The sequence below is a fragment of the Sphingomonas cannabina genome, from assembly GCF_021391395.1.
Classification (GTDB): domain Bacteria; phylum Pseudomonadota; class Alphaproteobacteria; order Sphingomonadales; family Sphingomonadaceae; genus Sphingomonas; species Sphingomonas cannabina.
Genome location: NZ_CP090059.1, coordinates 1,446,556 through 1,472,139 on the forward strand (window position 1 = coordinate 1,446,556; position 25,584 = coordinate 1,472,139).

Annotated in this window: 28 protein-coding genes; 11 read left to right on the forward strand and 17 right to left on the reverse strand. The window is 66.5% G+C overall.

Features of this window, described 5'->3' with window-relative positions; genetic code table 11:
- Positions 1-8 precede the first annotated feature (8 nt).
- Positions 9-695 (reverse strand): peptidylprolyl isomerase, encoded by a 687-nt coding sequence (locus LZK98_RS06980; protein WP_233785677.1) that lies wholly within the window; start codon positions 693-695, stop codon positions 9-11.
- 145 nt (positions 696-840) lie between these two features.
- Here LZK98_RS06980 and der point away from each other — a divergent pair, with 145 nt between their 5' ends.
- The 3 genes from der (at position 841) to LZK98_RS06995 (ending at position 2,928) form a co-directional block, all read left to right on the forward strand.
- Positions 841-2,208 (forward strand): ribosome biogenesis GTPase Der, encoded by a 1,368-nt coding sequence (gene der, locus LZK98_RS06985; protein ID WP_233785678.1) that lies wholly within the window; start codon positions 841-843, stop codon positions 2,206-2,208.
- Complete coding sequence (locus tag LZK98_RS06990; RefSeq protein ID WP_233785679.1) at positions 2,205-2,411, forward strand: sulfurtransferase TusA family protein; 207 nt, start codon at positions 2,205-2,207, stop codon at positions 2,409-2,411. Before der ends, LZK98_RS06990 begins: the two co-directional genes overlap by 4 nt.
- A gap of 76 nt (positions 2,412-2,487) precedes the next feature.
- Positions 2,488-2,928: an Hpt domain-containing protein gene (locus LZK98_RS06995; protein WP_233785680.1), complete on the forward strand. Its 441-nt coding sequence runs from the start codon at positions 2,488-2,490 to the stop codon at positions 2,926-2,928.
- Between the two features lie 978 nt (positions 2,929-3,906).
- Here the strand turns inward: LZK98_RS06995 and bfr are convergent.
- The 5 genes from bfr to purL all read right to left on the reverse strand — a co-directional run bounded on the left by bfr (position 3,907) and on the right by purL (position 7,845).
- The gene (gene bfr, locus LZK98_RS07000; RefSeq protein WP_233785681.1) at positions 3,907-4,386 is read right to left on the reverse strand and encodes a bacterioferritin; all 480 of its coding nucleotides are present in this window, start codon (positions 4,384-4,386) and stop codon (positions 3,907-3,909) included.
- A 102-nt stretch (positions 4,387-4,488) separates the two neighbouring features.
- Positions 4,489-4,659: a (2Fe-2S)-binding protein gene (locus LZK98_RS07005; protein WP_233785682.1), complete on the reverse strand. Its 171-nt coding sequence runs from the start codon at positions 4,657-4,659 to the stop codon at positions 4,489-4,491.
- Between the two features lie 93 nt (positions 4,660-4,752).
- On the reverse strand, positions 4,753-5,199 hold the full coding sequence (locus LZK98_RS07010) for a hypothetical protein (RefSeq protein ID WP_233785683.1): 447 nt from the start codon (positions 5,197-5,199) through the stop codon (positions 4,753-4,755).
- A 22-nt stretch (positions 5,200-5,221) separates the two neighbouring features.
- Complete coding sequence (locus LZK98_RS07015; RefSeq protein ID WP_233785684.1) at positions 5,222-5,629, reverse strand: DUF3052 domain-containing protein; 408 nt, start codon at positions 5,627-5,629, stop codon at positions 5,222-5,224.
- Positions 5,626-7,845: a phosphoribosylformylglycinamidine synthase subunit PurL gene (gene purL, locus LZK98_RS07020; protein WP_233785685.1), complete on the reverse strand. Its 2,220-nt coding sequence runs from the start codon at positions 7,843-7,845 to the stop codon at positions 5,626-5,628. The genes LZK98_RS07015 and purL overlap by 4 nt, the downstream gene beginning before the upstream one ends.
- Positions 7,846-7,938: 93 nt before the next feature.
- Between purL and LZK98_RS07025 the strand changes: the two genes are divergently transcribed.
- Positions 7,939-8,334, forward strand: coding sequence for a PAS domain-containing protein (locus LZK98_RS07025; RefSeq protein WP_233785686.1), 396 nt, complete (start codon positions 7,939-7,941; stop codon positions 8,332-8,334).
- A 9-nt stretch (positions 8,335-8,343) separates the two neighbouring features.
- Here the strand turns inward: LZK98_RS07025 and LZK98_RS07030 are convergent, their stop codons facing one another.
- On the reverse strand, positions 8,344-8,820 hold the full coding sequence (locus LZK98_RS07030) for a rhodanese-like domain-containing protein (protein ID WP_233785687.1): 477 nt from the start codon (positions 8,818-8,820) through the stop codon (positions 8,344-8,346).
- Between the two features lie 496 nt (positions 8,821-9,316).
- Here LZK98_RS07030 and LZK98_RS07035 point away from each other — a divergent pair, with 496 nt between their 5' ends.
- Positions 9,317-9,727, forward strand: coding sequence for a hypothetical protein (locus tag LZK98_RS07035; RefSeq protein ID WP_233785688.1), 411 nt, complete (start codon positions 9,317-9,319; stop codon positions 9,725-9,727).
- A gap of 162 nt (positions 9,728-9,889) precedes the next feature.
- On the opposite strand, the gene arsC is transcribed toward LZK98_RS07035, so the two are convergent.
- From arsC to aroQ, 4 genes are read right to left on the reverse strand one after another with little or no spacing between them, the layout of a single operon-like run.
- Positions 9,890-10,225, reverse strand: coding sequence for an arsenate reductase (glutaredoxin) (gene arsC, locus LZK98_RS07040; RefSeq protein WP_233785689.1), 336 nt, complete (start codon positions 10,223-10,225; stop codon positions 9,890-9,892).
- On the reverse strand, positions 10,222-11,574 hold the full coding sequence (gene accC / locus LZK98_RS07045) for an acetyl-CoA carboxylase biotin carboxylase subunit (protein ID WP_233785690.1): 1,353 nt from the start codon (positions 11,572-11,574) through the stop codon (positions 10,222-10,224). The genes arsC and accC overlap by 4 nt, the downstream gene beginning before the upstream one ends.
- Positions 11,575-11,584: 10 nt before the next feature.
- Complete coding sequence (accB, locus tag LZK98_RS07050; RefSeq protein WP_233785691.1) at positions 11,585-12,070, reverse strand: acetyl-CoA carboxylase biotin carboxyl carrier protein; 486 nt, start codon at positions 12,068-12,070, stop codon at positions 11,585-11,587.
- A gap of 48 nt (positions 12,071-12,118) precedes the next feature.
- Complete coding sequence (aroQ, locus tag LZK98_RS07055; RefSeq protein ID WP_233786522.1) at positions 12,119-12,553, reverse strand: type II 3-dehydroquinate dehydratase; 435 nt, start codon at positions 12,551-12,553, stop codon at positions 12,119-12,121.
- A 136-nt stretch (positions 12,554-12,689) separates the two neighbouring features.
- Here aroQ and thiS point away from each other — a divergent pair, with 136 nt between their 5' ends.
- From thiS to LZK98_RS07075, 3 genes are all read left to right on the forward strand, one after another.
- Positions 12,690-13,694, forward strand: a complete 1,005-nt coding sequence (thiS, locus tag LZK98_RS07065) for a sulfur carrier protein ThiS (RefSeq protein WP_319937541.1) — start codon at positions 12,690-12,692, stop codon at positions 13,692-13,694.
- 13 nt (positions 13,695-13,707) lie between these two features.
- Positions 13,708-14,502, forward strand: coding sequence for an alpha/beta hydrolase (locus LZK98_RS07070; RefSeq protein WP_233785692.1), 795 nt, complete (start codon positions 13,708-13,710; stop codon positions 14,500-14,502).
- A gap of 80 nt (positions 14,503-14,582) precedes the next feature.
- On the forward strand, positions 14,583-14,786 hold the full coding sequence (locus LZK98_RS07075; protein ID WP_233785693.1) for a CsbD family protein: 204 nt from the start codon (positions 14,583-14,585) through the stop codon (positions 14,784-14,786).
- 216 nt (positions 14,787-15,002) lie between these two features.
- Here LZK98_RS07075 and LZK98_RS07080 read toward each other — a convergent pair whose 3' ends face one another.
- From LZK98_RS07080 to LZK98_RS07090, 3 genes are all read right to left on the reverse strand, one after another.
- The gene (locus LZK98_RS07080; protein ID WP_233785694.1) at positions 15,003-18,125 is read right to left on the reverse strand and encodes a TonB-dependent receptor domain-containing protein; all 3,123 of its coding nucleotides are present in this window, start codon (positions 18,123-18,125) and stop codon (positions 15,003-15,005) included.
- A 266-nt stretch (positions 18,126-18,391) separates the two neighbouring features.
- Positions 18,392-19,567 (reverse strand): acetyl-CoA C-acetyltransferase, encoded by a 1,176-nt coding sequence (locus LZK98_RS07085; RefSeq protein ID WP_233785695.1) that lies wholly within the window; start codon positions 19,565-19,567, stop codon positions 18,392-18,394.
- Between the two features lie 127 nt (positions 19,568-19,694).
- Positions 19,695-20,684 carry an alpha/beta fold hydrolase gene (locus LZK98_RS07090; protein WP_233785696.1) on the reverse strand — a complete coding sequence of 330 codons (990 nt, stop codon included), beginning with the start codon at positions 20,682-20,684 and terminating at the stop codon, positions 19,695-19,697.
- Positions 20,685-20,776: 92 nt separating this feature from the next.
- Here LZK98_RS07090 and phaR point away from each other — a divergent pair, with 92 nt between their 5' ends.
- Entirely contained in the window at positions 20,777-21,331 is a 555-nt protein-coding gene (gene phaR, locus LZK98_RS07095) for a polyhydroxyalkanoate synthesis repressor PhaR (protein WP_233785697.1), read from the forward strand.
- 59 nt (positions 21,332-21,390) lie between these two features.
- Here the strand turns inward: phaR and LZK98_RS07100 are convergent, their stop codons facing one another.
- The 3 genes from LZK98_RS07100 to LZK98_RS07110 are packed head-to-tail and all read right to left on the reverse strand — an operon-like array spanning position 21,391 to position 23,240.
- Positions 21,391-22,116: a class I SAM-dependent methyltransferase gene (locus LZK98_RS07100; protein ID WP_233785698.1), complete on the reverse strand. Its 726-nt coding sequence runs from the start codon at positions 22,114-22,116 to the stop codon at positions 21,391-21,393.
- Positions 22,113-22,790, reverse strand: a complete 678-nt coding sequence (locus LZK98_RS07105) for a dienelactone hydrolase family protein (RefSeq protein WP_233785699.1) — start codon at positions 22,788-22,790, stop codon at positions 22,113-22,115. The genes LZK98_RS07100 and LZK98_RS07105 overlap by 4 nt, the downstream gene beginning before the upstream one ends.
- A gap of 24 nt (positions 22,791-22,814) precedes the next feature.
- Positions 22,815-23,240 carry a MarR family winged helix-turn-helix transcriptional regulator gene (locus tag LZK98_RS07110; protein ID WP_233785700.1) on the reverse strand — a complete coding sequence of 142 codons (426 nt, stop codon included), beginning with the start codon at positions 23,238-23,240 and terminating at the stop codon, positions 22,815-22,817.
- A gap of 204 nt (positions 23,241-23,444) precedes the next feature.
- On the opposite strand from LZK98_RS07110, the gene LZK98_RS07115 reads away from it, so the two are divergent.
- On the forward strand, positions 23,445-23,993 hold the full coding sequence (locus tag LZK98_RS07115; protein ID WP_406694174.1) for a F0F1 ATP synthase subunit delta: 549 nt from the start codon (positions 23,445-23,447) through the stop codon (positions 23,991-23,993).
- Between the two features lie 9 nt (positions 23,994-24,002).
- Positions 24,003-25,532 (forward strand): F0F1 ATP synthase subunit alpha, encoded by a 1,530-nt coding sequence (atpA, locus tag LZK98_RS07120; protein ID WP_233785702.1) that lies wholly within the window; start codon positions 24,003-24,005, stop codon positions 25,530-25,532.
- Positions 25,533-25,584 lie beyond the last annotated feature (52 nt).

Below are 25,584 nucleotides of genomic sequence, written 5' to 3' on the forward strand. Positions count from 1 at the left end.
ACGGGAGGTTACTTCTTCGTTGGCGCGGGCTTGGCACCCGGCAGCGTCACCGGCTCGAGCGTCGGCGGCGCGGGCGGCGGCGCAGGCGTGTAGGCCGGAGGATTATCGGCAGCGATATAGGCGTGGAGGATGCGCGTCGGGTTCGCCGGCGGCTCGCCGCGCGCGATCTGATCGACCCACTGCATCCCTTCGATCACCCGGCCGAACACGGTGTATTTCTGGTCGAGCGACAGCCGCGGCACGAACATGATGAAGAACTGGCTGTTGGCGCTGTTCTCCGCCTTGTCCTTCTGCTCCTGCGTCGCGCCTTCGGGCGCGCCCTCGCGCGCGGCGGAGACGGCGCCGCGGACGTGGGGGAGATAGTTGAACTCCTTCGGCAGGTCGGGAAGGTCCGATCCGCCGGTGCCGTCGCCCTTGGGGTCGCCGCCCTGGGCCATGAAGCCCTCGATCACGCGGTGGAAGGCGAGACCGTCGTAGAAATGCCGGCGGGTCAGCGTCTTGATGCGCTCGACCATCTTGGGCGCGACGTCCGGGCGCAGCAGGATGGTCACGCGGCCGCCGTCCGAAAGGTCGAGCAGCCAGAGGTTCTCCTTGTCCGTCGTCTGCGGCGCGGGGGTGCGGCCCGGCACCGGAATGACCTGCGCCGAAGCGGGCAGCGCGGCGAACAAGGCAAGGAACGCAATCAGGAAACGCATGGATGAAACCCCAACCCGGTAGGCGGGCGGTTTACGGCCTGCGCCTGCAATGGGCAACGGTCTGGAAGGGGGAGCCCGATGTCGATGGCCCGCTCGCATCGAGGGGAGCTTCGACAAGCTCGATTCGAACGGGTAGGGAGGCCCGATGCCACTCCCCACCGTCGCCATCATCGGCCGCCCCAACGTCGGCAAGTCGACGCTGTTCAACCGGCTCGTCGGCAAGCGCCTGGCGCTGGTTGACGACCAGCCGGGCGTGACCCGCGACCGCCGCGAGGGCGACGCGACCCTGCTCGGGCTCGATTTCCGCGTCGTCGACACCGCCGGCTTCGAGGATGAGGATGCCGCGACCCTGCCGGGCCGGATGCGCGTGCAGACCGAGGCTGCCGTAGCGGACGCCGATGTCGCGCTGTTCATGGTCGATGCCCGTGCCGGCATCGTTCCGCTGGACGAAGAGATCGCCCGCTGGCTGCGCAGCGCGGATACGCCGGTGGTGCTGGTCGCCAACAAGGCGGAGGGCCGCGCCGGCGAAAGCGGCGTGATCGAGGCGATGGCGCTCGGCTTCGGCGATCCGGTGCAGCTTTCCGCCGAGCATGGCGAGGGCATCGCCGACCTGTTCGAGGCGTTGCTGCCCTATATCGACCGTGAAGCCGAGGACGAGCCGGAGGACGACGAGAGCCCCGATGCACCGCTCAAGCTCGCGATCGTCGGTCGCCCCAATGCCGGCAAGTCGACGCTGATCAACCGGATGCTCGGGCAGGACCGGCTGATCACCGGTCCGGAAGCCGGCATCACCCGCGATTCGATCGCGATCGACTGGCAATGGCCGGATCCCGTCGGCGGCACGCGTGCCGTCCGCCTGATCGACACCGCCGGGATGCGCAAGAAGGCGCGGGTGCAGGACAAGCTCGAGAAGCTGTCGGTGATGGACGCGCTGCGCGCGGTCGATTTCGCCGAGGTGGTGGTGCTGCTGCTCGACGCGACCAAGGGGCTCGAGGTCCAGGACCTCAAGATCGCCGACCGCGTGCTGCAGGAAGGGCGTGCGCTGGTCATCGCGCTCAACAAATGGGACGTCGCCGAGGACGCCTCCAAGCTGTTCAACGGCGTCAAGGCCGCGCTCGACGAGGGGCTGGCGCAGGTGAAGGGCGTGCCGCTGCTCACCGTCTCCGGCGCGACGGGGAAGGGGATCGACACTTTGCTCAAGGTTGCGTTCGAGACGCGTGAGGCCTGGTCGCGGCGCGTGTCGACCGGCCAGCTCAACCGCTGGTTCGAGCGCGCGATCGAGGCCAACCCGCCCCCCGCGCCCGGCGGCAAGCGGATCAAGGCGCGCTACGTGACCCAGGTGAAGACGCGGCCTCCCAGCTTCGTGCTGTTCGGCACCCGCGTCGACCTGCTGCCCGAAAGCTACCGCCGCTATCTGGTCAACGGCCTGCGCCGCGAGTTCGATTTCGGCGCGGTGCCGGTGCGGCTCACGCTGCGCGCACCGAAGAACCCCTTCGACCGGGACCGCGAATGATCGAGATCGACGCGCGCGGAATGCGCTGTCCGTGGCCGGCGATCCGGCTCGCCCGGGCGCTGCGCGAGCATGGCACGGCCGAGGTGGCGATCCTCGCCGACGATCCCGCCGCTCCGCGCGAGCTTGCCGCGGTCGCCGCGGCTGCCGGACGGGCGTTGGTGACCGACAGCGAAATGCGCTTCCGCGTCGAGGCAAGCGGCTGAATCAACACCCTGTTTACCGCGCTCGGCTATGACGCTCGGTGGCTCTTTCGGCCGAAGGAGCTTCGGAGGCACAGGAATGACGTTCGCTGACATGGGCGAATCGCTGATCGACTGGACCGTTTTCGCCGCGGCACGCGCCGAGCTCGGCGCCAATTTCGTGCGTATCCTCGGCTATTTCCGCGAGGACGGCGCCAAGTCGGTCGCCGCGATCGAAGAGGCGATGCGCGCCGGCAACGCCGCGGCGATGGTGCTCCCCGCTCATACCCTCAAGGGCGAATCGCACCAGTTCGGCGCCGAGGTGCTGGCGACGCTCGCCGAGACGATCGAGGTGATCGCCCGCGGCTGCGTCGAGCGCCACGACGCGCCCCAGCAGGCGCTGGAGCATGTCGTCCGGCTGCGCCCCGTCTTCCAGCAGACGCTCGAGCTGCTCGAACGCGAGACCAACCCGCTGGTCGAACGCCGCCCGACCTTCGGCCGCAAGCCGATCCTGGCCGGGGGTGGGTTCGAGCGGGAGTAAGATAGGCTAGGATCAAATCGTCATGCCGGACGTGTTCCGGCATCCACGTCTCCACGGAGACTGTAATCGAGGTTCCGGCTGGAACCTAGCGAGTGGACAAATTGACTTGGCATGATTGCGGGTGAGCGTAAGGGTTACGCATGCTTGTCCGATCAATCTTGGCTTTCGTCCTATTTCTTTCGGGCTGCGCGACCACCCACGCGATTGAATGCACTGCCCCAGCATTACCAACCGCTGATGAGGTCAACCATTACGTGCGATCGCATTGGCCAGTCGTGAGCAAAAGCTTTGCACGACTTTCACGTAGGCCGGGAGAAAGTGCTGAATTAGTGGGGATATCCGAGGTTTCGTGCAGCTACACGTATACCACGCCGGAATGTTCGTATCAGGTGACCGGACGCTTCGGAAACGAGCCAAACGTTCAGCAGCGCCTGTTTTCTCAATTCGATCGGGACCAGGCCGGCAACTTGGTTGAAGTCATCGTCATGTGGCACGAGCGCCGCCGATGAGTTCTGCTTAGCAGGCGCAAGTTTGGCATGTTGGCCCACCTCATCGTTTCAGCGAAGCCGCGTACTCCGCACGTCGCTTGCAATGTAGGATTTCGCCTGCTTGGCTCGTCCGGTCCGAGCCGCACTAGCGCTGGTCCGCTCTTTGATCCTGTCGATCATTTATGTCGCGTCCGTGCCGCGCCACTGTCGCGTCCGTGCGCCGTCCTTGTCGCGGCGGTGCCGCGTCTATGGCGCGCCCCTGGCGCGTCCGCGTCGCGATCCTGTCGCGTCCCTGCAGCGTTCCAGACAAGGCCTGCAAAACACATGACCTGAGTCAATTTAGTCAACATTTCCGGGGGGAGCCCGACACCGGAAGGCCTCATCCGGACGGGCCTCGTCTACCTATGACTTTCGTGACCTTCGACGGATTTCTGCGGGTTTCAGCGCCCGTCTCGAGGCGTCGTGACCGGCGCCCGCCGGCCGTCACAGCCTAATCGCCCTCGCTCTTGGCGTTGAGCTGGATATAGTTCTGCAGCCCCATCCGCTCGATCATCTCGAACTGGGTCTCGAGCGTGTCGACATGCTCCTCCTCGTTGCCGAGGATGCGGGCGAACAGGTCGCGGCTCACGAAGTCGCGCACGCTCTCGCAATATTCGATCGCGCCCTTGAGCTGTGCCACCGCCTCCAGCTCCAGCTCGAGGTCGCCGCGCAGCGCCTCCTCGACCGTCTCGCCGATGCGCAGCCGGCCGAGCAGCTGGAAGTTGGGCAGGCCTTCGAGGAACAGGATGCGCTCCGCCAGCTCGTCGGCGTGCTTCATCTCGTCGATCGATTCGTGTCGCTCGAACTCGGCGAGCTTCTTGACGCCCCAATTGTCGAGCAGGCGATAGTGCAGCCAATATTGGTTGATCGCGGTCAGCTCGTTCCGGAGCGCCTCGTTGAGAAATTCGATGACCTTGGGGTCGCCCTTCATGCCGCGTCCTTCGTTTCGTGACGGGCGGGATTCTACACCTGTTCGGGCGTGCCGAACACCCAAAAAATGGCGGATTTCTGCGGGTTTCAGCGGCTGCGAATGCTACGCAGCAGCGCGCTCCTGATCGATAATGGCTCGCGCGAACGGCACGCACTGGCCGCATTTCGCCTGGCATCCCAGCGCACGATAGGCCTGACAGGCGCTCACCGCGCCCTCCCGCGCCGCCTGCCTCACCTCACGCTCGCGAATTGCATTGCAGACGCAGACGACCATCGGAACCCCGCAGTGTGGAGCACCCGATCTAGCGATACTGCGAGTGATTCGCAACTCTATTGCATGCGATTTGCAAAAGCGGACGCGAACCGATCAGCGTCGGGCGATGTAGGCGATCGGCACGCCGACCAGGACGATGTGGCAGAAGAGCTGAGTCGCGATGCCCGTGGCGCTCGGCATCGTTCCGAAGCGGAGCGGCACCACCACCAGGTTCATCGCCGCCCAGGTGACGAGGCCGTAGACGACACCCCACAGCAGCGGCCTGGCTTTGAGCGCCGCGATGCGGTCGGCGGCGAGGACGAACACGGCCGCCATGACCGCCATCAGCGCGAAATGGACGGCGAGGCCCAGCACCGCTCCGCCGGCGCCCCAATCCTTCGCACCCGGGAAGGGACCCGAGGCGACGTAGCGCAGCATCCTGTCGACCTTGCCGCCGTAGAACAGCGTGAGCCCGATCGCCGCCAGAATGTCGAGCGTTCCTGCGACCGCGGTCGCGACGGCGATTCGCTTCGCCGTGCTCGTTCCGATCACGTCCCCCATTGTTCCTCCCCCTTCCTCGGTATCAGCGCAGTTCCTTGCGGATCACCAGCTTCAATCCTGACCAGACCGGATCGATTGCGCAAACCTTCACGTCGACCAGCCCGGTCGGCAGCGCGACCTCGCGCACCACGTCCTCGGTGATGTCGGTCGGCACCTTCGCCGTCTGCTTGGGCCATGAGACCCATAGCATGCCCGCCGGAGCGAGCAGCTGGCGCAGTGCCGCCACCTTGCGCTGCAGCTCGGCACGCTCGGTCACGAAGATGTGCGCCGCATCGAGTCCCGCCGAGGGCGATACCTGCGGATCGACCCCGATCGCCTCGGGATCGATCTCCGCCAGCACGGTCTCGGGCATACCGTCGAACCACGCCCGCATGCCGGGCTGGTAGCCCAGCTTCTGCGCCAGCGGCGTGGCCGAATAGCCCGCGGTCATGCCACCAGTGTATTCCCCATCAGCGTCGGGAAGAAGCCCTCATGGGCGGCGCGCAGATCGTCGAGCGCGACGACGTGGTCGCCTTCGTGGCACTCGAAGATCAGGCGATGGGCGATCGTTTTGCCGAGCGGCTCGACCGGCACCCCCGCACGCACCGAGGCGAGGAGGAAGTCGTTGAGTTTGAGGTCGTCGACCGTGGCGACGTAGAGACCCTGGTCCTCGGCGAAGTAGCTGCCGGCGAGGCCCAGCGGATGCGGCGCATGGACATGGGCGCCGATGCCGCTCGCCAGCGCCATCTCGGCGATCGCAACGGCAAGCCCTCCGTCGGAGACGTCGTGCACCGCGGTGAGCGCGCCGTTGGCGATCCAGTGGCGGACGAAGGCGCCGTTACGGCGCTCGGCATCGAGGTCGACCGGCGGTGGCGGGCCTTCCTCGCGGCCGTGGACCTCGCGCAGCCACAGCGACTGGCCGAGATGGCCCTTGCGCTCGCCGATCAGGACGATGACGTCGCCGGTCTCTTTGAACGCGATCGTCGCGGACTTGGACCAGTCGGCGAGCAGGCCGACGCCGCCGATCGCCGGCGTCGGCAGGATCGCGGTGCCGGTACCGTCGTCCTTCTTGCTCTCGTTGTAGAGGCTGACGTTGCCCGACACGATCGGGAAGTCGAGCGCGCGGCACGCCTCGGCCATCCCTTCGATGCAGCCGACGAACTGGCCCATGATCTCGGGCCGCTGCGGGTTGCCGAAGTTCATGCAGTCGGTCGCCGCCAGCGGCTTGGCGCCGACCGCGCAGAGGTTGCGCCAGGTCTCGGCGATCGCCTGCTTGCCGCCCTCGACCGGGTCGGCGAAGCAGTAGCGCGGGGTACAGTCGGTCGCGATCGCCAGCCCCTTCTGGGTGCCGTGGACGCGCACCACCGCCGCGTCGCCGCCCGGGCGCTGGACGGTGTCGGCGCCGACCATGTGATCGTACTGCTCCCAGATCCAGCGGCGCGAGGCGAGGTCGGGCGAGCCCATCAGCTTGAGGAGGTCGCCGGCGATGTCGGTCGTCTCCGGCGCGTCGGCGAGCGGGGCGGGGGCGGGGGTGCGCACCCACGGCCGGTCGTACTTCGGCGCCTCGTCGGCGAGCGGGCCGAGCGGGATATCGGCAACGGTCTCGCCCTGCCACTTCAGCACCATCCGCCCGGTGTCGGTGACGCGTCCGATCACCGCGAAGTCGAGCTCCCACTTGCGGAAGATCGCCTCCGCCTCGGCCTCGCGGCCGGGCTTCAGCACCATCAGCATCCGTTCCTGGCTCTCCGAGAGCATCATCTCGTAGGGCGTCATGCCGGTCTCGCGCTGCGGCACGTCGTCCATGACCAGCTCGATGCCGACGCCGCCCTTCGACGCCATCTCGACCGAGGAGGAGGTGAGGCCGGCGGCGCCCATGTCCTGAATCGCGACGATCGCGTCCGAGGCCATCAGCTCGAGGCACGCCTCGATCAGCAGCTTCTCAGTGAAGGGGTCGCCGACCTGAACCGTCGGACGCTTCTCCTCCGAATCTTCGCTGAAATCGGCCGAGGCCATGGTGGCGCCGTGGATGCCGTCGCGGCCGGTCTTGGAGCCGACGTAGACGATCGGATTGCCGACGCCCGAGGCGGCCGAATAGAAGATCTTGTCGGTGTGGGCGACGCCCACGGTCATCGCGTTGACCAGGATGTTGCCGTCATAGGCGGCATGGAAGTTGGTCTCGCCGCCCACCGTCGGCACGCCGACGCAATTGCCGTAGCCGCCGATGCCGTGGACCACGCCCGCGATCAGGTGGCGCATCTTGGGATGGTCGGGCCGGCCGAAGCGCAGCGCGTTCATGTTGGCCACCGGCCGTGCGCCCATCGTGAACACGTCGCGCAGGATGCCGCCGACCCCCGTCGCCGCGCCCTGATAGGGCTCGATGTAGGACGGGTGGTTGTGGCTCTCCATCTTGAAGATCGCGGCCTGGCCGTCCCCGATGTCGACCACGCCGGCATTCTCGCCGGGACCGCAGATCACCTGCGGGCCGGTGGTCGGGAGCTTGCCGAGGTGGATGCGGCTCGACTTGTACGAGCAATGCTCCGACCACATCACGCTGAAGATGCCGAGCTCCGTCAGGTTGGGCTCGCGGCCCATGGCGTGCAGGACGCGCTCATATTCCTCGGGGGAGAGGCCGTGCTCGGCGACGATTTCGGGCGTGATCTCGGTCATGCGCGAGGCCCTTAGCGAGCGCGTGCGCATTCGTCACCTTGTCGTCGTGCGAAGGATACTGACGGTTAGCCGATTTTCGGATACGATGGCTCCGTGTCGCTCCAGCTGATCCTCACCGATCCGTCGACGTTCGTGCCGATCCCGCTGCTGGCCCCGCTCCCGGGAGCATGGCAATGCGACCTCAAGGACGATTCGCTGACCTGGAGCCGCAGCGTGTTCGACCTGTTCGGCATCCCGCGCGACACGCCGATCGATCGCCGCGACATCGTCGAGATGTATTGCGAGGAATCGCGCGAACTGCTCGAACGGCTGCGCAGCGAGGCGATCGCCAGTCGCGGCAGCTTCACCTTCGAGGCCAGGATCCGCCGCCTGGACGGGACCATGCGGTGGATGCGCGTCACCGCGGATACCCTGTGCAGCAATGGCCGCGTGACGCATCTCTACGGCCAGAAGCAGGACATCACCCACCTCGTCGGCGGGCTCTGCTAGTGCGCTACGTCATCCCTTAACCCAGCGCACCGCCGGATCGTCGAAATCCACCGTCTCGCCGAGCTCGTAGACGTTCCGATAGCCATAGGCCGCGAGATTGATGAAGGTCTGGATGTTGAGCGAGACCGCCGGCGCCTTGAGCCGTACCGGTGTGCGGTCGTTCGCGAAATTGTTGTTGCAGTAGATCAGGATCGGCCGCGTCCGGTCGGGCAGCGCGGCGGCGAGCGCATCGGCGGTGAAATCGGTCAGCGGCAGGTTGACCGCACCGTCGATATGGCCCTGCCGGAAGGCGTCCGCCGACCGCGCGTCGAGGATCACTGCCTTTCCGCTGCGCGCCATCTCCTGGAACCTGGCGAGGGTGATGCGGCGGCGTTCGCGCCTGGGCGCGACATCCGCGGCGAGCCTCTGGAAGCCCGGATAGTCGATCCGCGGATTGGGCGGCGGCGTGTCGGTGGCAAGCAATGCGGCGATCAGGAGCAAGGGCATCGTCGTCCCCCTCAGCGTATTCGCCGGTCAGGCTGGGCCCGCTGCAATGAAGCCGCGGTTAACGCGCCGGGCCGGATCGGTTGAAACCACGCCATCGCCGTTCGACCCGAAGAGCCGGCGACGGAAATGTTGACTAAATTGACCCGTCTCGTGTGTGTGCAAGCCGCTCCGAGAGAGACGCGGTGCGGACGCTACCAGGACGCGACTGGGAAGCGACAGCGGCGCGACGGATACGCGACGCGGGCGCGACGCAGGCGCGACAGGAACGCGACGCACGGGCGGCTCGGAAAAAGATCGACGGACTCAAAGAGCGGACCAGCGTCGCAGCAGCGCCGAGCCTCGTGAGGCAAGCGGACGAAATCCTATATTGCAAGCCGAGACAAAGAGCTGGCTGGAGCCCGTCCGGATGAGCGGCGTTAGACGTAGACCCATAAAGTTCCGCGACCGTTAGCGACCCGGTTGCGGAGGCTTCACTGGGCTGACATCGTTGCGTCCGATGTCGACCCTGTTCATTGAAGCCGACGAGCCTCTGCTCGTTTTCCCGTCAGTCGAGATCGCTGAGCGCTACCTCGAAGCAGAAGATGTTCGAAACGGTGTTTACCCACGCGCTTTCGGCCCTTCGGGTGAGCAGTTCTCGATAACGACCGAGGGTGAGCGGGTCATCATCAGGTTGATCGATGCCCCTGCGGATGTCAGCGGTCTGACAGGGCTTCTAAAGCGTTCCTTGGCGGCTGTTGACGAGCCGATGTCCGACGCTGCCAATCTTCCCGAATTAGTAGCGGCAGCGGAAGCGTTCTGGAACGAGCGCGACCCATTTGATGAGCGCTTCTCGAAGTCGGTCCCTTGGTGGGGCTGCATGTTAGTGTTGGTCGGAATAGTCGCCATAGTGGCATTCGTATTGCGATAAGGCGCATGGCAGCAAACCACCGGTCCGGACCATCCCGTTTATGAGTTCACTGCCTAGTGCTCCTGCGAAGGCAGGAGCACAGCCCGCAAGCGACGCGCCCGTGATCCAGGGCTCCTGCCTTCGCAGGAGCACCGAAGCTGCTTCAATCCCAGCCCGACGGACTTAAAGAATCTCGCGCACCTTTTCCGGCGGGCGGCCGAGCACGACGCCCTTCTCGGTCTCGACCAGCGGCCGCTCGATCAGGATCGGGTCGGCCGCCATCGCGTCGAGGATCGCATCGTCGGACGCATCCTTGAGCGTCTTGGCGGCGTCCTCGGCCGTACGCAGCCCTTCGCGCGGCGTCATGCCGGCGCGGGCATAGAGGCGGGCGAGTTCGTCGCGGCTCGGCGGGGTCTTGAGATACTCGACCACGGTCACCTCGGCGCCCGCTTCATGCAGGATCGCCAGCGCCTCGCGCGACTTGGAGCAGCGCGGGTTATGCCAGATCGTCGCCTTCATGCGTCCTGTTTCGCCAGCCACTCTTCGAGCCACTTGATCGTATAGGCGCCCTGCTGGAACTCGGGATCGTCGAGCAGATGCTGGTGGAGCGGGATGGTGGTCTTCATCCCCTCGATCACGAACTCCTCCAGCGCGCGGCGCAGCCGCATCAGGCAGCGTTCGCGGGTGCTGCCGTAGACGATCAGCTTGGCGACCATCGAGTCGTAATAGGGCGGCACGCGATAGCCGGTGTAGAGCCCGCTATCGACGCGCACGTGCATTCCGCCCGGCGCGTGAAAGTGCGTCACCGTCCCCGGCGAGGGCGCGAAGGTGCGCGGGTCCTCGGCGTTGATGCGGCATTCGATCGCATGGCCGTGGAACGCGATGTCCTCCTGCCGGCACGACAGGCCCTCGCCCTCGGCGACGCGGATCTGCTCGCGGACCAGGTCGATGCCGGTGACCATCTCGGTGATCGGGTGCTCGACCTGCAGGCGGGTATTCATCTCGATGAAGTAGAACTTCCCGTCTTCCCACAGGAACTCGATCGTGCCGGCGCCGCGATAGCCCATGTCGGCCATCGCCTTGGCGACGATGCCGCCCATCCGCGCGCGCTCCTCGGGCGTGATGATCGGGGAGGGAGCCTCCTCCAGCACCTTCTGGTGGCGGCGCTGGAGCGAGCAGTCGCGCTCGCCGAGGTGAATGGCGTTGCCCTCGCCGTCGCCGAACACCTGGAACTCGATGTGGCGCGGGTTGCCGAGGTATTTCTCCATGTAGACGGTGGCGTCGCCGAACGCCGCCTTGGCCTCGCTGCCGGCCTGCTGCATCAGCGATTCCAGCTCGTCCTCATGCTGCACGACCTTCATGCCGCGCCCGCCGCCGCCCGAGGCCGCCTTGATCAGCACCGGATAGCCGATCTTCTTGGCGAGCCGCTTGGCCTCGGCGACGTCCGCGATCGCGCCGTCGGAGCCCGGCACCAGCGGTAGTCCGAGCGCGCCGGCGGTGCGCTTCGCCTCCACCTTGTCGCCCATCGTGCGGATGTGCTCGGGCTTCGGCCCGACGAAGATGATGTTGTGGAGCTCGACGATCTCGGCGAAGCGGGCGTTCTCGCTCAGGAAGCCGTAGCCCGGGTGAATCGCGTCCGCCCCGCTGATCTCTGCCGCGGAGATGATGTTCGGGATGTTGAGATAGCTCTCGACCGCCGGCGGCGGGCCGATGCAGATCGCCTCGTCCGCCAGTCGCACGTGCATCGCGTCGGCGTCGGCGGTCGAGTGCACCGCGACCGTCTTGATCCCCATCTCGTGGCAGGCGCGATGGATGCGCAGCGCGATCTCGCCGCGGTTGGCAATCAGCAGCTTCTTGATTTTAGGCATGGGCGCCGCGTTACTCGACCACGACGAGCGGCTGGTCGAACTCGACCGGCTGACCGTTCTCGATCAGCATCGCCTTCACGGTGCCGGCGGCCGGCGCGACGATCGGGTTCATCACCTTCATCGCCTCGATGATCAGCAGCGTGTCGCCGGCCTTCACTTGCTGGCCGACCGCGACGAACGGCTTCGCCTCCGGATTGGGCGAGAGATAGGCGGTGCCGACCATCGGCGATTTGACCGCATTGGCGTGGCTCGCCGCCGGGGCGGCAGCCGCGCCGCTCTCTACAACCGGGGCGCTTGCCGCCGGAAGCGGGGCGGGAGCCGGTGCATAGGCGACGGGGGGCGCAGCGGGGGCGGCGGCACGGGCGACGCGCACCTTGCGCTCACCGTCTTGCACCTCGATCTCGGTGAGCTGGGTCTCGTCGAGCACCTGGGCGAGCTGGCGCACCAGGGCGATATCGACGTGCATCTCGCCGTTGGACGTTACGGTTTCGGTCATTCGCTCCCTCGGGGACTCGGCCCTCGAAAAATGAAAGCGCGCGCTCTGTCAGAGTCGCGCGGCGGCTTCAAGCGCGAGTAGATACGACAGCGCACCGAAACCGGCGATGGTTCCTCGCGCCGCGCGTCCGACATAGCTCAGATGGCGGAAGTCCTCGCGGGTGTGCGGGTTGGAAAGGTGCACCTCGATCACCGGCACGTTCACTGCCTTGATCGCGTCATGGATCGCGACGCTGGTATGGGTGAAGCCGGCGGCATTGAGCAGCACCGCCTTTGCCCCGACCGACTGCGCTTCCTGCAGCCAGTCGACGAGATGGCCCTCATGATTCGACTGGCGCACCTCGACCTCGAGCCCGAGTTCGCGCGCCCGGTCCTCCAGCCTGCCGGCGATGTCGTCGAGCGTGTCCGATCCGTAGATCTCCGGCTCGCGCGTCCCCAACAGGTTCAGGTTCGGCCCGTTGAGGACGTAGACGGTATCGGCCAAGAGCTGTCCCCACATTCAGCAGTGCGCCCCCCATACCCGCTCGTGTCGAGCGAAGTCGAGACACGTTGACACATCCGCGCTGCATGTCGGCCCAAGCCCCTCGACTTCGCTCGGGGCGAACGGGTAGGGGAGGGGCATGCATACCGACGGCACCGTCACGATCATCGTCAACGGCGAACACCGCCGCGTCGCCGCGGGGCTGAGCCTCGCCGAACTCGCCGGCGAGCTGGGGCTGGCGCCAGAGAAGGTCGCGGTCGAGCGGAATTTGGAGGTGGTGCCGCGGTCCACGCTGGGACAGGTCTGCGTCGAGGACGGCGACGAGATCGAGATCGTCCACTTCGTCGGCGGGGGCGATCATGCCCCGGCGATCGCCGACGATTCGTGGACCGTCGCCGGCAAGACCTTCCGCTCGCGTCTGATCGTCGGCACCGGCAAGTACAAGGATTTCGCCGAGAACGCCGCCGCGGTCGAGGCGTCGGGCGCGGAGATCGTCACCGTCGCGGTCAGGCGCGTCAACGTCAGCGACCCCAAGGCGCCGATGCTGACCGACTTCATCGATCCCAGGCGCATCACCTACCTTCCCAACACCGCCGGCTGCTTCACTGCCGAGGAGGCGATCCGCACGCTGCGTCTCGCACGCGAGGCGGGAGGATGGGAGCTGGTCAAGCTCGAGGTGCTGGGCGAGGCACGCACGCTCTATCCCGACATGGTCGAGACGATCCGCGCGACCGAGATCCTGGCGAAGGAAGGCTTCAAGCCGATGGTCTACTGCGTCGACGACCCGATCGCCGCCAGGCGGCTGGAGGATGCCGGCGCGGTCGCGATCATGCCGCTGGGCGCACCGATCGGATCGGGGCTCGGCATCCAGAACCGCGTCACCATCCGGCTGATCGTCGAGGGCGCCACGGTGCCGGTGCTGGTCGATGCCGGCGTCGGCACCGCGTCGGACGCGGCGGTGGCGATGGAATTGGGCTGCGACGGCGTGCTGATGAACACCGCGATCGCCGAGGCTAAGGATCCGATCGCGATGGCGCGGGCGATGCGGCTGGCGGTGGAAGGCGGGCGTCTCGCCTATCTCGCCGGGCGGATGGGGAAGCGACGCTACGCCGATCCGTCGAGCCCGCTGGCGGGGCTGATCTGACGGGAGAAGGCATATGCGGGCGACGATCGGACTGGTGATGCTGGCGGCGCTGGCGGGATGCCAGCCGGCGGGCGAGGCCAACAATCAATCGGCCAATGTTGCCGCAACGATCGAGGCCCAGCCGCACAAGGTCACGCTCAAGGCGGCCGACGGCGTCACCGTGCACGGCCGCTACTATGAGGCGGACTCGCCCAAGGCGCTGATCCTGCTGTTCCACCAGGCCGGCTCCAGCAAGGACGAATATGCGACCATCGCGCCGCGGCTGGTGGAGGCGGGCTATTCGGCGCTGGCGATCGACCAGCGTTCGGGCGGCGGGCTCTACGGCCCCAATGAGACCGTCGCGAGCGACGGCGCCGCGATGGAGATGCCCGAGAGCGAGAGCTATCTCGCGGCCCAGAAAGACCTGGAGGCGGCGCTCGCCTGGGGACAGCAGCAGAAGCTGCCGATCGTGCTGTGGGGGAGCAGCTATTCCTCCTCGCTGATCTTCCGCCTGGCGGCGGCGCATCCAGGGGCGGTCAAGGCGCTGCTCGCCTTCTCGCCGGGCGAATATTTCGACGACAAGACGCTGATCCGAAAGGCCGCCGCCAAGGTGACGGTGCCGGTGTTCGTTACCTCGACCGCCGACAAGGACGAGGTCGAGAATGGCGACCTCGTCTTCAAGGCGCTGCCGAAGAACGACACGTCGGAGCGGATCGTGCCGCGGCGATCGGTGCACGGCTCGTCGATGCTGGTCGAGTCGAAGAATCCGGACGGCGCGGCCGACATCTGGCAGGCTGTGCTCGCCTTCCTCGGCAAGGTCGCGCCCTGAGCGGCTCTGCAAGCCTCCGGAACATGCCGTCCGACGGATCGTTTTTCCTGTCGTGACAAGAGTTTCCGAGGAGAGGCCCGATGGGCGAACTGATCGACAAAGTGAAAGGCAACATCAACGAGATGGCCGGCAAGGCGAAGCAGGCGATGGCCGGCGACGCCGACGATCCGGCCCGCACGCGCCGCGATGACGAGCTCGCCGCCGAAGGCGCCGCGCAGGAGATGAAGGGTAAGGGCCAGCAATTCGCCGGCAAGCTCAAAGGCGCGCTCGGCGACGACATCTGACCGATTCGCCCACGCAGGCGATGGAGGCCGCTTCGGGAGACCGGGGCGGCCTTTTCCCGTTGGGGATGCGACATGGTCTCGAAGACGAGAGTGCAGGAGAGCGTGTGCGACTTGATGATCGCCCTGGGCGCCGTGGGCAGCTCCGAGCGCCGACCGGAATAAAATTGGGGCCGCCCCGCAAAGGAGACGGCCCCCTACATTCCGACAATTCGAGCGTCAGAACTTCACTTCGACGCCGGCATAGAAGAAGCGGCCGACGTTGTCGTAGATGCCGCTGCCTTCGGTCGTGCCGTCGAGGCCATAAGGCGGAAGCCGGTCCGTGATATTGTCGACGCCCGCATAGATGCGGTACCGATCGCCAACCTTCGCTCCGACGCGGATGTCGTGATAGAAGACCCTCGGATACCAGGGATTCGCATAGGCGTCGGGGTTCTCAGGCGGGCGGCCCTGCCAGCTGAACTGGGTTTCGTAGGTTCCGATCGTCTGCGGACCGATGTAACGCATCTTATATGTCAGATCGAAGCCGCCGAAATCGAGCGTCGACGACAGATTGGCTTCCCACCGCGGATCGCCGAGCTCGAAGAGCTGGCGGTTGATAAAGGACGGCGTGTTGATGTCGGTATAGTTGTCGCGCCTGATGACATAGCTGACGATGCCGCGGAGGCTGAGGCGCACGCCGTCGTCGAGCGGCGTGTTATAGGCCAGATCGACGTTGATGCCGGACGTCTTCTGCTTCGCGAAGTTGAACGGCCCCGACAGGAAGGCGGCCTCGGTGGGGCCCACCTGATAGCTGACCGTGCTCCCACCGACCATACGATCAAACTGGCCGAAGAAGGTGCCGTCGGGACGACGGAAGACCGCCGCGCAATATTGGTTGTCGATCCCGCTCGGGCTGTCATAGCACTGATTGATGATCGTCTGCGAACCGAGCGAGAAGATCACGTTGTCGATCGTGACGTTGTAATAGTCGACCGACAGGGTGAAGCCCGGGATCCAGCGCGGCTTCAGGACGGCGCCGACGGTGAAGCTCGTGCCGCGCTCCGCATCGAGATTGGGGTTCGAGCCGTTGAGGCCGCGCACGCCCGAGGCGGGCGTATTCGTCCACGGCACGGTGACGCCGCCCACGACCTCAGTCGTCGGCACGCCGGCCGCGGCGCAATTGCGGACGCGGTTCGGATTATTGTTGATCTGCGTCGCGGAGCACGGATCGATCAGCCCAGTGAGATAGGTCTGGCTGGGTGAGGCATAGAGATCGCTCTGCGTCGGCGCGCGGACCGACTTGCCGTAGCTCGCGCGGAAACGCAGATCCTGCACCGGGGCCCAGGTGCCGCCGACGCTCCATGTCCAGACGGTGCCGGTCCGGCCGATGTTATAGTCGGACACGCGGGCCGAGCCCTCGAACGACAGCTCCTTGAAAAAGGGCATGTCGGCGAGCAGCGGGATGCGAACCTCGCCGAATGCTTCCTTCACCTTGAGCTTCGGCGGCGCGAAGTCGGGAATGGCATTGAGGAAAGTATTCCCTGCCGCGGTAAAGGCGTCATAGGCGGCGAAGGCGGTTTCCTCACGATATTCTCCGCCGAACGCAAAGCCGATCGGTCCGCCGGGCAGGCTGAACAGCTGAGAGAGGTCGCCCCGGACGAACCCCGTAATGTCGAGTAGCTCGGCCCGCTGGCGCCGACTCGATTTGACCGTGACATAGTCGAGCGCTGCCTGGCTCGGCGCGCCATAGCCGAACAGGTTGAGCGGTACGCAGGCGGGATCGTCGTTGGCCGAGCTCGCATCGGCGTTCACCGCGCAGACGATATTGCCCGCCGTATTGCGCACGGCATTGATCGCGCGGCCGTAGCGTGCCGAGTCGATGTTGCCTTCGGTTTCGTAATAGGTCTTGAGCTTGCCGTAGTTGACGCTCAGCTCATAACCCCAGTCTTCGTTGAAGGTGCCGCTTGCGCCGCCGGTGATCTGGAACACCTCGCGCTGGTGATCCTCGCCGCGGCCGCCGAAGTCGATGTTGAAGCGCTGCGCGGTGAAGGTCGTGGCGCCGGGCGCGAGCGACGAGACCAGCAGCGCGCGCGCCTGCGATGTCAGGAACGGATTGTTGATGCTGAACGTGTTGTTGAAGAAGGTCGGCTGGCCTTCCTGAACCGAATCGACGCGAATATATTTGCCCTCGAGGAAGGGGACGAACGCCTCCGAAACCTCATAGTGCGACAGGAAATTGATGGCCTTGCGGTCGAGCTTCGGCAGAAGCTGGCCGCTCAGGCGCAGCGTCGAGCCGAGGCCGCCGACGCTGTTGCTCGAACCATAGACGCGCAGATCCTCGATCACATTGTTCCGGGCGAGTGTGCCGTCGGGCATGAACACGAACGTATAGCCTAGCTCCGCGCCGGTATTGCTCCGCTGCCCCGTGCAGTTGAGGGCGCGCCGCGCGGCGTTGGCTGGCGTGTTCGCCGGGCAAGCGGAGGTGTAGAGTCCGCCTTCCGAGATGTTGATGTTGCGCACGCCGCGCAGGAAGACATTGTCCGGAATGCCGTCGCCGGTCGACGGCTCGCCGACGGTATTGTCATAGGCGTTGAACTGATTGCGGCCGGAAAAGGCACCGAAATAATCGTCGCGGTCGGTATAGTAGACCGCGTTCTGCACCGCATATTCGGCAGAGAGCGTGACGTTGCCGCGACCCTCGCTGAAATTCTTGCCCGCGGTCAGACTGACGAAATAGGAGCCGCGGTCCCCGCGATCCGAGATGCCGCCCTGGGCGCGTCCGGTGATCCCTTCGAAGTCGCGGCGAAGGACGTAGTTGACCACGCCGGCAACCGCGTCCGAACCGTAGATGGACGAAGCGCTGCCGATGATGACATCGACTCGTTCGAGCAGATCGGCGGGAACATTGTTCACGTCGACCCGATTGATGCCCGGCGTCGAGGTGACATGGCGCCTGCCGTTGACGAGCGTCAGGGTACGCGCCGTGCCCAGGCCGAGCAGGTCCATGGCATTGATGCCCGCGGTGCCGATGAAGCGCGTCGAATTGCTCTGACTGAAAGTCGACCGGAGCGCCGGAAGCTGGTTCAGCGCGTCGCCGACCGACAGATTGCCGGTCGAGAACAGTTCGGCGCGGGTGATCGAGGTGATCGGCGCGATCGAAGTGTCATTCGGCCGCAGCAGGCGGGAGCCGGTGACGACGATTTCTTCGTTGTTTGCCGCCTGGGACTCGTCCGACTGATCCTCCTGCGGCGCGGTAACCGTCGCTCCCGTCGCGACTTGAGTGGCCTGTGCAGAAACTGCGGATGGAGCAAGCAGCAGCGTACCGGCAAGCGCCGTCGCGCTCAGAAACGAGCTCTTCATGAATATACCCCCTGTTCAAGCCTTTCGGCTGTTCAGCCAATTGAAAGGAACGATCGGGGGCTCGCAACAATTTTTCGTTTATGCAGGTCTCACCACCTCAAAAAGGGGTAGCGCTGTTGCATATGGGTAACAGAAACATGATAATGATTACATCTGTCGTTGATGAATACTGCCAATTATTGCTGGGGTTCGATCGCGAGCTAACGAACGCTTGCTCTGCATTTCAGTGACGCATTGTTAACTTCATTGCCACGCCGTTCCGTGGTTCAATCCCGCTCCACGCACATCGCGATGCCCATGCCGCCGCCGATGCACAGCGTCGCCAGTCCCTTCTTCGCGTCGCGCTTCTGCATCTCGTAGAGGAGCGTCGTCAGCACGCGCGCGCCGCTCGCACCGATCGGATGGCCGATCGCGATCGCGCCGCCGTTGACGTTGACGCGTTCGGCATCCCAGCCGAGTTCCTTGCCGACCGCCAGTGCCTGGGCGGCAAAGGCTTCATTGGCCTCGATGAGGTCGAGGTCGGCGATCGTCCAGCCGGCTTTCTCCAGCGCCTTCTTCGACGCCGGCACCGGGCCGATGCCCATGACCGACGGGTCTACGCCGGCCGAGGCCCAGCTCTTGATGCGGGCGAGCGGGGTGATGCCGCGCTTCGCGGCCTCATCGGCGCTCATCACCACCAGCGCGGCGGCGCCGTCATTGAGGCCGCTGGCGTTGGCAGCGGTGACGGTGCCATCCTTCTTGAAGGCGGGGCGCAGGCCCGCGACGCTCTCCAGCGTCGCGCCCGAACGGATATATTCGTCGTTCTCGACGATGGTGTCGCCCTTGCGGCCCTTGACCGTCACCGCGGCGATCTCGTCCTTGAAGCGGCCCTCGTCGCGCGCCTTCTCGGCGAGGTTCTGCGAACGCACCGCGAATTCATCCTGGTTCTCGCGGGTGATCTGGTACTCGGCCGCCAGATTCTCGGCGGTGATGCCCATGTGGTAGCCGTTGAAGACGTCGGTCAGGCCGTCCTTGATCATCGTGTCGACGAGGCTCAGGTCGCCCATCTTGGTGCCGGGGCGCAGCGTCTGCGCGTGCGGCGAGAGCGACATCGATTCCTGCCCGCCGGCGACGATGACCTTCGCATCACCGTTGGCGATCGACTGGAAGGCGAGCGCGACCGCGCGCAGGCCCGAGCCGCATACCTGGTTGACGCCCCAGGCCGGCACTTCCTTGGGGATGCCCGCGGCCATCGACGCCTGCCGCGCCGGGTTCTGGCCCTGGGCGGCGGTGAGCACCTGGCCCAGGATCACCTCATCCACGTCCGCGCCGGCGACTCCTGCCTGCTCCAGCGCCGCCTCGATCGCGACGCGGCCGAGCTCGTGCGCCGGCGTGGCGGCGAACGCGCCGAGGAAGGCGCCGACCGGCGTGCGCTTGGCGGCGGCGATGACGATGTCGGACATGGAGGGCTCCTGCTTGCGGACGGCATATTCCCGTTCGGATTGAGCTTGTCGAAGCCCTGTTCTTCTTTTCGGAAAGAAAGGGCAGCCCTTCGACAACCTCAGGGCGAACGGGGAGGGATTCGGGCGCCTATCTAATGTCGGGAAGGACGTTTAGCCAGCCGGCAAGCGGCTCCCAAAGCAGCGCCTTGGCGCGGCTGCCGACGACCATCCCGACATGGCCCGCACCGAGCTCGCGGCGGTCGGCGAAGCCGGCGCTGGTGGCGGCCGGGACGATCCGGTCGGTGAGCGAGACGAAATCCACCGCCGGGCAGGCGAGAGTGGCCGGGTCGACTGTCCGGCCTTCGATCGTCCAGCGGCTATGGTCGGGATCGTTGGCGGCGAAGAAGCCCTCGAACATCTGCCGCCCCGCGGCGAGGGTGAGCGGGGCGCCGGCATTGGCCCAGTCCTCGAGCCGGATGAACTCGGCCAGCGCCGCGTCGTCGGCGGTGGCGAGCGCTTCGTACTTGGCGATGGTGCGGGCCGGATCGAGCCGCCAGAAGCCCGACTGCAGCACTTCCATCGGCACCAGCCCGAGCGCCTCGCAGGCCGGTTCGGCGGCGTGCCACAGGCCGGCGACCTCCGCGCGCGCCGCCTCGCCGAAACGTGAGAAATGCCAAGGCGCGGCGATCAGCGTGAGCCCGCGCACCGGCAGCGCCGATGCCGCAGCGATCGCGATCGTCCCGCCGAGGCAATAGCCGACCAGCACCGGCGGCTCGGCGAGCGAGCGCAGCATCGGCAGCAGCATCGTCTCGACATGGGCGGTGATGTCCTGCTCCCGTTCGGCTGGAGTGGGGTCTCCCCAGTCGACGAGCAGCGTGCGATGCCCCTGCGCGGCGATCCACCGCAGCAGCGAATTCGCAGGCGCGAGATCGAGCACGTGCGGCGGATTGATCAACGAGGGGACGAACACCACCGGCCGCCCTTCTCCGCCATAGTCGCGCAGACAGGCGCGTCCGGCGCGCGCGACCTCCGGCATAGGCACGGGACGTGGATCGCGCTCGGCGCTCTGATAGCGGGCGAGACCCGCCAGCGCGGCGGCGCGCCGCTCCGGCGATTCGGCGGTTTCGCTGCGCAGCATGTCGAGGAACAGCGGCAGAGGCCGCGGACCGTGTTGCGGCGCGGAAAGATTCGGTGGTATGTCGTGTTTCATCACTGCGGAGCAGCACCGTCATGAAAAAGTCTGCGCCGGGCAGCGGCCCGGTCATCATCAAGAAATACGCCAACCGGCGTCTCTACAACACCGAATCCTCGTCCTACATCACGCTCGAGCATCTCGCTGCGATGACCCGCGAAGGGCGCGACTTCAAGGTCGTCGACGCAAAGACCGAAGAGGATATTACGCACAACGTCCTCACCCAGATCATCATGGAGGAGGAAGCGCGGGGCCAGACGATGCTGCCGGTCAATTTCCTGCGCCAGCTGATCGCGCTCTATGGCGATTCGATGCAGGCGATGGTGCCGGGCTATCTCGAAGCGTCGATGGAAAGCTTCCGCCGCAATCACGAGCAGTTCAAGTCGGCGGTCGAGGGCGCCTTCGCCAACTCGCCCTTCGCCGAGATCGCCAAGCGCAACATGGCGATGTTCGAGGCGGCGACCCAGGCGTTCAAGCCGGCCGGAACCGGACCGGCGCCGGCCGCCAAGGCGCCCGAGGCCAGCAAGGACGACGAGATCGCGGCGCTCAAGGCCGAGCTTGCGAAGCTGCAGGACAAGGTCGCGAAGCTCTGAGGCGGGGAGCGGTGCGGCGATAAGAGGGGCGATAGGCTTGTCGCGCGTGTGCCCCGTTCTCACTCGCTGTCGGCCTTGGCCCACTCCATGACGTGAAACCACGGCGCGTCGTCATATTGCGCGCGCCTGTCCGCTGGCCCGCCGGTCGCCGGCGGCTCGGCGAAATGGCGAAGCGTCAGGCCCGCGTCGAGCAGTAGCGTCATGTAGGTGGCCATCGGACGATGCCAGTTGCGGATGCGGATGCCGCGCCATTCGACCCAGCCCGACCGTTCGGTGAGATAGCCGCGAATCCGCTCTTCCTCCTCGGGCCATTCGTCCGTGCCGACGATGGTCGCCGTGGTGAAGGCGTTGATATGGGCGATCAGCAGCGTGCCGCCGGGGCGCAGCACCCGCGCCATTTCCGGGATGGCAGCGCCGATGTCGGGGATGTCGATCAGCGTCAGATAGCTGACGACCAGGTCGAAGCTGGCATCGTCGAACGCGAGCCGCTCGGCGCGGCCGAGGCGGTAGTCGCCCTGGGGATCGCGCCGCCGCGCCTCGGCGAGCAACGCCTCGGCCGGATCGATGCCGATGGGCGCCATGCCTTCCGCGGCGAGCAGCCGGCAGAACCGTCCCTCGCCGCAGCCGACGTCGAGCGCGTTGGCGAAGCTGCGCCTGCGCACCCGCGCCAGCATCGCCGGATCGAGGACATGGCGCCGCCCGAACTCATGCTCGCTGGCGAGGTCGTCGATCCAGGCCTGCGCCGAATCATCCCAACCGCCCAGATCGTCATCGGCAGGTGTCATCCGCCGTTCGCCCGGAACAGTTCGAGCGTGCGTTGCCGGGCGAGGTCGGCGCTCGGCTCGTGATAGTCCTTGCGTCGGTCGGAGTTGAAGCCGTGGCCGGCGTCGTAGAGGTAGATGGTCGCATTGGCCGGGCGGCTGGCGATCAGCCGCTCGACTCCCGCGACCGGGATGCCGTGGTCGTACCGGCCAAAATGGGCGATCGTCGGCACCTTGGGCGCCTCGCCAGAATCCGGCACTAGCCGGCCATAATAGGCCGATGCCGCGGCGATGCCCTGGAGCCGCGCCGCGGCGAGCCAGGCGATGGAGCCGCCGTAGCAATAGCCGATGACGAACACCGGCCCTTTGTCGCGGAGCGCGTCGACGCAGGTCTGGACGTCGCTCAGCGACAGCTCGATCGGGTGCAGCGTGCGCGAGAGCTCGATCGCACGGTCGAGGTCGGCGCCGGTGTAGTCGGCCTCGAAGCCGGGATGCTCGCGGTCGAACAATGCGGGGGCGAGCACCTCGTAGCCCTCGGCGGCATAGTCGTCGGCGACGTCGCGGATATGGTCGGTGATGCCGAAGATCTCCTGCACCAGCACCAGCCCGCCGCGGCGCTCGCCCGCGGGGTGGACGTGGTAGACGCCGACTTCTGCGCCGTCGGCCATCGTCATGCGCTCCATCGTGCCGCTCGCCATTCGCGATCTCCTTCGCGGTTTGCCTTACCCAAGGACACGCTCGGCGGCGAGCCGAAGCGACATGCGTTCCTCGGTCGTCAGTGCGGCGAACACGGCGGCGTCGCTCGCATCGGCGATCTCGGCGAGCGCGGGCACCAGCTTCGCGCCCGATCCGGTCAGCGCGACCATCTGGAAGCGGCGGTCGCCGCGGCCCTTGGCGCGTACCACCAGCGCCTTGGCGCGCAGGCGGTCGATCAGCTTGGTGACGGCGCCGCGGGTGAGGCCGACGCGCTCCGCCAGCGCGCTCGGCGCCACCGGTCCCGAATCGTAGAGGGCACGCAGCAGGACCCACTCCGCCGCCGTCACTCCTCGCGCGGCGAGAGCGCGAGCGAGGTGCTGCGCGGCATGGTTCGACGCCAGCCGCAGCCAATGACCGAGATGCGATTCGAGGGGGCTGACCGGTATGGCCATGGGCATTCTTCCTGTGGAGACGGCCGTGCACTAAGTGAATCAGTTTCCTAGTCAACCATCGTCACTCGCCCGCTTGCATCGCCCGCAACCGCCTGCTAGGCGCCCGCCAACCCAGCGAGGGGCCGCTTCCGGCCTCTCTCCCTGCATGGGTCAACCTATTCTTCCCGAGAGGAAAGCGAGTCCGTGGAGAGTTCCACCGGAAACATCGGCGGCGATATCCAGGCGAGCCTCAGCGGGCGCTACGCCACCGCGCTGTTCGAGCTGGCCCGCGACGGCAAGGCGATCGACAAGGTCGAGGCGAGCCTTGCCGCCGTGCGCGAGGCGCTGGCCGAATCGGCCGAGTTCCGCGCGCTCACCACCAGCCCGGTGATCGGTCGTGCCGACGCCGCCAAGGGCGTCGCCGCGGTCGCCAAGAAGCTCAAGCTCGACAAGACCACGACGAGCTTCCTGGGCGTGCTCGCCGAGAACCGCCGCTTGGGCCAGCTTCCGGCGATCATCCGCGCCTTCCGCGGCCTCGCCGCCCGCCATCGCGGCGAGACCACCGCCGAGGTCGTCTCCGCCCACCCGCTCACCGACGATCAGGTCGACGCGCTGAAGCAGCAGCTTCGCCAGCGCGTGGGCCGTGACGTCACCGTCGATCTCTCGGTCGATCCGTCGCTGCTCGGCGGCCTCACCGTCAAGATCGGCAGCCAGATGATCGACAGCTCGATCAAGACCCGTCTGAACTCCCTCGCGCACGCGATGAAAGGCTAAGGCACGAACATGGATATCCGCGCCGCAGAAATCTCGAAGGTCATCAAGGACCAGATCGCCAATTTCGGTACCGATGCCGAGGTGTCGGAAACCGGCCAGGTGCTGTCGGTCGGCGACGGCATCGCGCGCATCCACGGGCTCGACAACGTCCAGGCGGGCGAGATGGTCGAGTTCGCCAACGGCGTGCAGGGCATGGCGCTCAACCTCGAGGCCGACAACGTCGGCGTCGTGATCTTCGGTTCGGACGCCGAGATCCGCGAGGGCGATACCGTCAAGCGCACCGGCACCATCGTCGACGTGCCGGTCGGCAAGGGCCTGCTCGGCCGCGTGGTCGACGCGCTCGGCAATCCGATCGACGGCAAGGGCCCGATCGTCGCCGACAAGCGCAGCCGCGTCGAGGTCAAGGCGCCCGGCATCATCCCGAGGAAGTCGGTGAACGAGCCGATGCAGACCGGCCTCAAGGCGCTCGACGCGCTGGTGCCGGTCGGCCGCGGCCAGCGCGAGCTGATCATCGGCGACCGCCAGACCGGCAAGACCGCGGTCGCGATCGATACCTTCATCAACCAGAAGGGCGTCAACGCCGGCACCGACGAGGGCAAGAAGCTCTACTGCATCTATGTCGCGGTCGGCCAGAAGCGCTCCACCGTCGCGCAGATCGTCCGCCAGCTCGAGGAATCGGGGGCGATGGAATATTCCATCGTCGTCGCCGCGACCGCCTCGGAGCCGGCGCCGCTGCAGTTTCTCGCGCCCTACACCGGCTGCGCGATGGGCGAGTTCTTCCGCGACAACGGCATGCATGCCGTGATCGTCTACGACGACCTCTCCAAGCAGGCGGTCGCCTATCGCCAGATGTCGCTGCTGCTGCGCCGTCCGCCGGGCCGCGAGGCCTATCCGGGCGACGTCTTCTATCTCCACAGCCGCCTGCTCGAGCGCGCGGCGAAGATGAACGACGAGAACGGCAACGGCTCGCTGACCGCGCTGCCGATCATCGAGACCCAGGCGGGCGACGTGTCGGCGTACATCCCGACCAACGTGATCTCGATCACCGACGGCCAGATCTTTCTCGAGACCGACCTGTTCTTCGCGGGCATCCGCCCCGCCATCAACGTCGGCCTGTCGGTGAGCCGCGTCGGCTCGGCCGCGCAGACCAAGGCGATGAAGAAGGTCGCCGGCTCGATCAAGCTCGAGCTCGCCCAGTATCGCGAGATGGCGGCGTTCGCGCAGTTCGGTTCGGACCTCGACGCCTCGACGCAGAAGCTGCTGAACCGCGGCGCGCGCCTGACCGAGCTGCTCAAGCAGCCGCAGTTCAACCCGATGCCGTTCGAGGAGCAGGTCGCCTCGATCTTCGCCGGAACCCAGGGGTATCTGGACGGCATCGCGGTGCAGGACGTGGTCCGCTACGAGGCGGCGATGCTCGCCGACCTGCGCGCCAATCACGCCGAGGTGCTCGCGGGCATCCGCGACACCAAGGACTTGGGCGACGACCTCAAGGCGAAGCTCAAGGACGCGCTCGACGCGTTCGCGAAGACGTTTGCGTAAGCTCTGAACGGGGAAGGGTGTGCCCTTCCCCGTTCGTGTCGAGCGACGTCGA

What these genes read in the sequence shown, in the direction of transcription:
- LZK98_RS06995 (WP_233785680.1), top strand. Translation starts at nt 2,488, where the DNA reads ATGACGTTCGCTGACATGGGCGAATCGCTGATCGACTGGACCGTTTTC.
- LZK98_RS07085 (WP_233785695.1), bottom strand. Translation starts at nt 19,567, where the DNA reads ATGTCCGACATCGTCATCGCCGCCGCCAAGCGCACGCCGGTCGGCGCC.
- LZK98_RS06980 (WP_233785677.1), bottom strand. Translation starts at nt 695, where the DNA reads ATGCGTTTCCTGATTGCGTTCCTTGCCTTGTTCGCCGCGCTGCCCGCT.
- accC (WP_233785690.1), bottom strand. Translation starts at nt 11,574, where the DNA reads ATGCCTAAAATCAAGAAGCTGCTGATTGCCAACCGCGGCGAGATCGCG.
- LZK98_RS07075 (WP_233785693.1), top strand. Translation starts at nt 14,583, where the DNA reads ATGGGCGAACTGATCGACAAAGTGAAAGGCAACATCAACGAGATGGCC.
- accB (WP_233785691.1), bottom strand. Translation starts at nt 12,070, where the DNA reads ATGACCGAAACCGTAACGTCCAACGGCGAGATGCACGTCGATATCGCC.
- arsC (WP_233785689.1), bottom strand. Translation starts at nt 10,225, where the DNA reads ATGAAGGCGACGATCTGGCATAACCCGCGCTGCTCCAAGTCGCGCGAG.
- purL (WP_233785685.1), bottom strand. Translation starts at nt 7,845, where the DNA reads ATGACCGAGATCACGCCCGAAATCGTCGCCGAGCACGGCCTCTCCCCC.
- LZK98_RS07035 (WP_233785688.1), top strand. Translation starts at nt 9,317, where the DNA reads ATGTCGACCCTGTTCATTGAAGCCGACGAGCCTCTGCTCGTTTTCCCG.
- LZK98_RS07090 (WP_233785696.1), bottom strand. Translation starts at nt 20,684, where the DNA reads ATGCTGCGCAGCGAAACCGCCGAATCGCCGGAGCGGCGCGCCGCCGCG.
- bfr (WP_233785681.1), bottom strand. Translation starts at nt 4,386, where the DNA reads ATGAAGGGCGACCCCAAGGTCATCGAATTTCTCAACGAGGCGCTCCGG.
- LZK98_RS07015 (WP_233785684.1), bottom strand. Translation starts at nt 5,629, where the DNA reads ATGACCGCGGGCTATTCGGCCACGCCGCTGGCGCAGAAGCTGGGCTAC.
- LZK98_RS07110 (WP_233785700.1), bottom strand. Translation starts at nt 23,240, where the DNA reads ATGGCCATACCGGTCAGCCCCCTCGAATCGCATCTCGGTCATTGGCTG.
- LZK98_RS07070 (WP_233785692.1), top strand. Translation starts at nt 13,708, where the DNA reads ATGCGGGCGACGATCGGACTGGTGATGCTGGCGGCGCTGGCGGGATGC.
- LZK98_RS06990 (WP_233785679.1), top strand. Translation starts at nt 2,205, where the DNA reads ATGATCGAGATCGACGCGCGCGGAATGCGCTGTCCGTGGCCGGCGATC.
- atpA (WP_233785702.1), top strand. Translation starts at nt 24,003, where the DNA reads ATGGATATCCGCGCCGCAGAAATCTCGAAGGTCATCAAGGACCAGATC.
- thiS (WP_319937541.1), top strand. Translation starts at nt 12,690, where the DNA reads ATGCATACCGACGGCACCGTCACGATCATCGTCAACGGCGAACACCGC.
- der (WP_233785678.1), top strand. Translation starts at nt 841, where the DNA reads ATGCCACTCCCCACCGTCGCCATCATCGGCCGCCCCAACGTCGGCAAG.
- LZK98_RS07080 (WP_233785694.1), bottom strand. Translation starts at nt 18,125, where the DNA reads ATGAAGAGCTCGTTTCTGAGCGCGACGGCGCTTGCCGGTACGCTGCTG.
- LZK98_RS07030 (WP_233785687.1), bottom strand. Translation starts at nt 8,820, where the DNA reads ATGCCCTTGCTCCTGATCGCCGCATTGCTTGCCACCGACACGCCGCCG.
- LZK98_RS07005 (WP_233785682.1), bottom strand. Translation starts at nt 4,659, where the DNA reads ATGGTCGTCTGCGTCTGCAATGCAATTCGCGAGCGTGAGGTGAGGCAG.
- phaR (WP_233785697.1), top strand. Translation starts at nt 20,777, where the DNA reads ATGAAAAAGTCTGCGCCGGGCAGCGGCCCGGTCATCATCAAGAAATAC.
- LZK98_RS07100 (WP_233785698.1), bottom strand. Translation starts at nt 22,116, where the DNA reads ATGACACCTGCCGATGACGATCTGGGCGGTTGGGATGATTCGGCGCAG.
- LZK98_RS07010 (WP_233785683.1), bottom strand. Translation starts at nt 5,199, where the DNA reads ATGGGGGACGTGATCGGAACGAGCACGGCGAAGCGAATCGCCGTCGCG.
- LZK98_RS07105 (WP_233785699.1), bottom strand. Translation starts at nt 22,790, where the DNA reads ATGGCGAGCGGCACGATGGAGCGCATGACGATGGCCGACGGCGCAGAA.